The following is a 5,337-nucleotide window of genomic DNA, read 5'->3' on the forward strand; positions in this document are numbered from 1 at the left end:
ACGTATAAGTAGTTCATGATCAGTATGGCTTCGCTCGTTTTGTATGGTGTTGCGGCGTTTTTAATCTATAAATATAGGCTGACACCGCTAATTTCTGCAAATTCTTTGGAGGAATGCTGATTGTCCGATAGGTTCTGTGGAAGCTCCAACCGTAACGTATAATCTCTTTTGATGATTCGTCGGAATGCTTTCGACGGCTAGGGAAACGACACTTGGGCGGGAAAGGCTGTGAAGGCAACAACCCAGAAAAGCTATTGGTTGGAAATAGCTTTTCTGGGTTGCTAACTACATGAGTAACTGTTGATTGAATACGTAGTGATTACTGAAGCGTCCGCAGGCGGGCAATGTCTTCATCAGCTCGGTTGCCGTGAATTTCAATCTGAGCCAAAGCCCTTTCGATTTCCGCGTATTCAGCATCGGTCAAGACGACTGCGGCGGCTCCGAAATTTTCTTCCATCCGATGCCTGTTTCGCGAACCTGGAATGGGGACAATAAAGGGCTTTTTATGCAGCATCCAGGCCAGGGAAATCTGGGCGGGCGTGGCCTGTTTATCTGCCGCCACCTGATATAGTAGATCCAGCAACGGTTGGTTAGCTACGATATTTTCTTTTTCAAACCGCGTAATGACCCGACGGGCATCCATACCCGTATACGCAGCATCGGGTTTGACCTGACCGGATAAAAATCCGTTGGCTAGGGGAGAGAAGGGGACGAAACCAATGCCCAATGCTTCGCAGACGGGAATAACATCCGGTTCAAACTTCCGCTCCATCATCGAGTACTCACTCTGAATAGCGGTTAGGGGCGTGATAGCGTGAGCCCGCCGGATTTCTTCGACTGTAGCCTGCGACTGACCCCAGCCCAGTATTTTTCCTTCCTTGATGAATTCGCCCATGCAGTACGCAATGTCTTCCACCGGAATATCTTTATTGACGCGGTGCTGGTAGTACAATTCGACGTGATCCGTATCCAATCGTTTGAGGGAAGATTCCAGACGGTTGCGTAACTCCTGCATCAAACGCTCCCGGGAATGGCCTTCCCAGTCTTTCTGCAGTAAAAATTTGGTCGCGATTGCCACCTGATTACGCAGGGGTTGCAAGGCTTCGCCAACCAGTCGCTCATTGGCTCCCATGGCGTAAATTTCGGCGGTGTCAAAGAATGTACAGCCTAGTTCAAAGGCCCGGCGAATCAGTTGAATTGCTTCTTCCGGAGCCGGGGCTGAACCATAGCCCATACTTAAGCCCATACAGCCATAGCCAATGGCGGATACTTCCAATCCGTTTAGTGTTCTCTTTTCCATGATTTTCGTTGACCTATCATTCAAAGAAAGACCCGTAGCCGGGCTTTCTCTTTGTTGTTTTGATAGGACAAAGCTCCGGTTAAAACGAACGTAAGGGATAAAGACAATCAAACCAAAAAGTATGATTTTCAAACTTTATGCATCCGAAGCAGGTTAGGCGTACGGCCGGTGATTCGTTTAAAGTAATTGTGGAAGTACGTGGGGTACTCAAACCCGAGGCTGTACGCAATGTCCGCTACACTCCAGTCCGTATGTTGTAAAAGGGCTTTAGCTTCCGCCGTGATCCGTTCGGCCAGGTGGACGGAAGTCGGCTTTCCGGTGCTTTCCTTAACGGAGCGATTGAGGTAGTTGACGTGTACCGAGAGGGCCTCGGCAAAATCCTGGGGCGTACGGAAACGAAGCGGACTGGCAGGACTTTCGACAGGGAACTGCCTTTCCAGCAGATCCAGGAAAAGCTGGGTCAGTCGTGTAGCTCCGTTCTTGGATGTAAGCGTGGGCAGAGGCGGCTGAATCCGTAAGGCTTCGCGTAAAATCAGCTCCAGACACGTTTTCAGCAAATCTTCCTTGTAGTCATACTCACTAACATAAACGGATCGCATTTTCTGAAATAGACCGCTCATGAATTCCGTCTGCTCAGGCGTAAGCGAAAGAACGGGCGAGCCATCGAATCGAAACAAGGACGAGTGCTGGAGCAGTTCCGTCCGCTCCCGGCCCGCCAGGAAGGATTCTTTAAAGACGCAGGCGAATCCCTTTCGTTCCGTGCGGTGTTCTACCGCGTGAGGCACCCGGGGGTTGAGTAGAATGAGGTTACTGCCGAACAGATCGATCCTTTGTCCGCCGTAATTCAACGTCATTTCCCCGCTGATCAAAACGATTTTATAAAAATCCCGCCGACCATGAGGTTGGGCAGGATTGGCTACTCCGGCTATTGGGTAGACTTTAAAACCTTTGAAGTCTGTCGTAGTCGGGGTGAGTGAGGTCGAGGAAATGTTCATCCGGCAAAGGTAATAAAATCAAACCTGATCGCTTGCTTCGCCGAAATCAAAAGAGTGCCGTTTAAATCTTCTATTACAGCTTTTGCCGTACCTGTTCTCCTCAAAAACTGTATCAAATATCGGCGGGTAAAGAAAGCGAGTAATGCCACTACTGAAAAAAGGCACTTCCTATCGTACGCATTTCATATTCCTGAAAAGCAAGAACTGAACTGTTACCATCCGTGGGAGCGGTTACGACTAAGAGTTTGATTTTGCCAGCAAGTGTTTACAAGTCTGATACTATCCTTCAACCTTTTAACCTGTTTAACTGATGGCTAAAACAACCAAGCCTTTCCCGGGCGAACCGCCAACTGCCGGCGGCCCGGAAGATCCGCAACGGACGCAGGTAGTCGTGATCGTCCGGCCCGGTTTCTCGCCGGAGCAGGGAGCCAGCCTGTTGGCGAATGTCCCGGCAGCAGAATCCGTATCGTTCCGGCCTTTGTTCAACGATACCCCCGCGAGGCTATCCACCTTGGAAACCTCCGCGGAACCCGCTCCTGATTTAAGCGTATACTACGTTACGGAAGTGCCCGCTGAGCAGGCGGACCCTCTGATTCAGTCCTTATTGCAACGGGAAGAAGTCGAGGGAGCTTACGTACAGCCGCTGGCCACGTTACCTTTCATTGAAACGGCGGTACGGCCCGCCGCTCCGGATCCTTCCGTACCGATTACCCCTAGTTTTGTCGATCGACAGGGCTATTTGCAAGCATCGCCCCAGGGCGTTGATGCAGTGTTTGCCTGGACGTATCCGGGTGGGCGGGGAGCGAATGTGCAGGTGATTGACATTGAAGGTGGCTGGAATTTCACGCACGAAGATCTGGCTCAGAACTCGGGCGGATTACTCAGCGGCGTACAGCGAGCCGACTGGCGAAACCACGGAACAGCCGTACTGGGTGTGATCGGTGGAGATACCAATACGATCGGGGTAACGGGCATTAGCCCGGATGCCAACCTGCGGGCTATTTCGGTGTTCCGGGATGCGGCCATGACCTATAACCTACCCCAGGTGATCCAGCTGGCAGCCGATAGCCTCCGGCCGGGAGACATCATCCTGATTGAACAGCAGTATTCGCACCCAACCCTGGGCCTTACGACCGTGGAATGGTGGCCCGCTGATTTTGACGCCATTCGCTACGCCGTCAGTCGTGGTGTCATTGTGGTCGAAGCTGCCGGAAATGGCAACAACAACCTCGATGCGGCGGGCTACAATACGGCTTTGACGGGTTTTCCGGCGACCTGGCGGAATCCGTTTAACCGGGCCAACCGGGACTCGGGGGCAGTGGTAGTGGGAGCGGGAAATCCGCCCCCCGGTACGCACGGACGTAACGCCGAGACAGGTAGTGGAGAAGTATACACCGACCGGGCTCGCTGCAATTTTTCCAACTTTGGTTCCATGATCGACGTGCAGGGATGGGGTTGGGAAGTGACGACCACGGGTTACGGCGATTTACAGGGAGGCCCCGAAAACGAACAGTATACGGATACGTTCAACGGTACGTCGAGTGCTTCGCCGATCGTCGTCGGAACGCTGGCCTGTTTGCAGGGCATTCTTCGGGCCTACGGACGCATCCCGCTGACGCCCGCCCGGGCTCGGGAGGTACTCCGCACGACGGGTTCCGCCCAGCAGGCCGCCGCCGGGCGTCCCCTGACGCAGCGAATCGGTAATCGTCCCAACTTACGCCAGTTGATTCCGCTCGTTTTACAAACCAATACCTGGTCGGGCGTACAGTTTACGGGCAGTCTGGGAGCGAATGCTACAGGCCGCTGGTATACCTTCAATTGGCCCGCTCACTGGCACATCGTATGGACGGCCGTTCCCACGACGCCGGTACCCGGTGCTCCGCAGCTTAAAATCAAAACGCAGGTAGAGCGGGCTTCGGATGGATTCATTACCTATTGGCTCAATGTAACCAATCTCAGTAACCGGCCCCTGAATTTCGAAGGGAGGTTTACGGTACTGGGCTGGTAGCCTCAACCTGCTGAAACCAATGGGATCGGACAACCCGGATACAAATTTTTCTTAACCTTTTTTCAAACCTTCACGATCATGAGAGTTGGTGTTCAATTTACGGGTACGGTAGCGGCCAATGCCTCCGCCCAGTGGTATACGTTCAACTGGCCGGCTAGCTGGCACGTCATCTGGCATGTGGTACCTACGTCACCACGGACCGGAGCACCCCAGGTAGAATGGGAAACCCGCGTAGAACGGGCTAACGCCACCTACGTAACCTATTGGGTATTAATTAAAAACCTGACCAACGTACCCGTCAACATCGAGGCCCGGTACGCGGTTTTGAACTAGCATTGCTATGAAAATAACCATTGAAGTAGACCACAAAACCGAAGCAGTTCCTAGCTCTAGCTCAGTAACGTCGAATTCAATTCCCAGTTACGCTGGCGGAGAACCTCAGGGAACAGATCCCGTGAGCAGTAATACGGGTACGATTACGACCTCAGGCGATCAGCCCGCTGGTGAACCTCCCGTCTGGCTATTGGAGGCCATTGAAAACGCTTCCAGTTCGGCAACTGCGGAGGAGCCGATGGGGACCTCTGCGGGTACGGCCCAACTCGACTAAATTAGCGTTTTTGCGGGTAGTACCTGAGTTTTTCAACGATTCTGTATGGTTCTTAGAATTCTGTCGAGAGCCGTAGGTTCGATCGGTTGGGCAGGAATGGATTGCATCCGTTCCTGCCCTTGTCGTTTAAGAAAATAGAACTTGAGAATTGGCCTCTGGAAGGTTTTCCGGAGTATCTGATTCCTATATATTCCTCAGGAAATGTTTGATGATTGATTAAAACGTACCATTCAGTAACGAACGAATCCTTAGCCCTTACTTTTCCAGTACCAGCTCCAGTTTTTTTACCAGATTTTCGGGTTGCTCCCGCATGGAGTAATGGCCACCTTCGAAGGGATAAATCTTCCAGTTTCTGGCCCTGGCTCGGCTTAGGCCCATGGCGTCCGTATGGCTGTCACTTTTACCATTTTTCGTCATGACAATGAAA

Annotated in this window: 5 protein-coding genes; 3 read left to right on the forward strand and 2 right to left on the reverse strand. The window is 52.2% G+C overall.

All coding sequences use genetic code 11. The features are described from left to right. Window positions 1-319 precede the first annotated feature (319 nt). Together ACOJTG_RS20790 and ACOJTG_RS20795 are read right to left on the reverse strand one after the other, a co-directional pair. Window positions 320-1,300 (reverse strand): aldo/keto reductase, encoded by a 981-nt coding sequence (locus tag ACOJTG_RS20790; RefSeq protein ID WP_420155572.1) that lies wholly within the window; start codon window positions 1,298-1,300, stop codon window positions 320-322. A 128-nt stretch (window positions 1,301-1,428) separates the two neighbouring features. After that, window positions 1,429-2,295 (reverse strand): helix-turn-helix domain-containing protein, encoded by an 867-nt coding sequence (locus ACOJTG_RS20795; protein WP_420155573.1) that lies wholly within the window; start codon window positions 2,293-2,295, stop codon window positions 1,429-1,431. A 310-nt stretch (window positions 2,296-2,605) separates the two neighbouring features. On the opposite strand from ACOJTG_RS20795, the gene ACOJTG_RS20800 reads away from it, so the two are divergent. The 3 genes from ACOJTG_RS20800 to ACOJTG_RS20810 all read left to right on the forward strand — a co-directional run bounded on the left by ACOJTG_RS20800 (window position 2,606) and on the right by ACOJTG_RS20810 (window position 4,910). Then, complete coding sequence (locus ACOJTG_RS20800; protein WP_420155574.1) at window positions 2,606-4,303, forward strand: S8 family peptidase; 1,698 nt, start codon at window positions 2,606-2,608, stop codon at window positions 4,301-4,303. A 78-nt stretch (window positions 4,304-4,381) separates the two neighbouring features. Further along, complete coding sequence (locus ACOJTG_RS20805) at window positions 4,382-4,636, forward strand: hypothetical protein (protein WP_094808618.1); 255 nt, start codon at window positions 4,382-4,384, stop codon at window positions 4,634-4,636. A 7-nt stretch (window positions 4,637-4,643) separates the two neighbouring features. Next, the gene (locus ACOJTG_RS20810) at window positions 4,644-4,910 is read left to right on the forward strand and encodes a hypothetical protein (RefSeq protein ID WP_420155575.1); all 267 of its coding nucleotides are present in this window, start codon (window positions 4,644-4,646) and stop codon (window positions 4,908-4,910) included. Window positions 4,911-5,337 lie beyond the last annotated feature (427 nt).

The sequence above is a fragment of the Siphonobacter sp. genome (assembly GCF_048595215.1).
GTDB lineage: Bacteria > Bacteroidota > Bacteroidia > Cytophagales > Spirosomataceae > Siphonobacter.

What these genes read in the sequence shown, in the direction of transcription:
- ACOJTG_RS20795 (WP_420155573.1), bottom strand. Translation starts at nt 2,295, where the DNA reads ATGAACATTTCCTCGACCTCACTCACCCCGACTACGACAGACTTCAAA.
- ACOJTG_RS20790 (WP_420155572.1), bottom strand. Translation starts at nt 1,300, where the DNA reads ATGGAAAAGAGAACACTAAACGGATTGGAAGTATCCGCCATTGGCTAT.
- ACOJTG_RS20805 (WP_094808618.1), top strand. Translation starts at nt 4,382, where the DNA reads ATGAGAGTTGGTGTTCAATTTACGGGTACGGTAGCGGCCAATGCCTCC.
- ACOJTG_RS20810 (WP_420155575.1), top strand. Translation starts at nt 4,644, where the DNA reads ATGAAAATAACCATTGAAGTAGACCACAAAACCGAAGCAGTTCCTAGC.
- ACOJTG_RS20800 (WP_420155574.1), top strand. Translation starts at nt 2,606, where the DNA reads ATGGCTAAAACAACCAAGCCTTTCCCGGGCGAACCGCCAACTGCCGGC.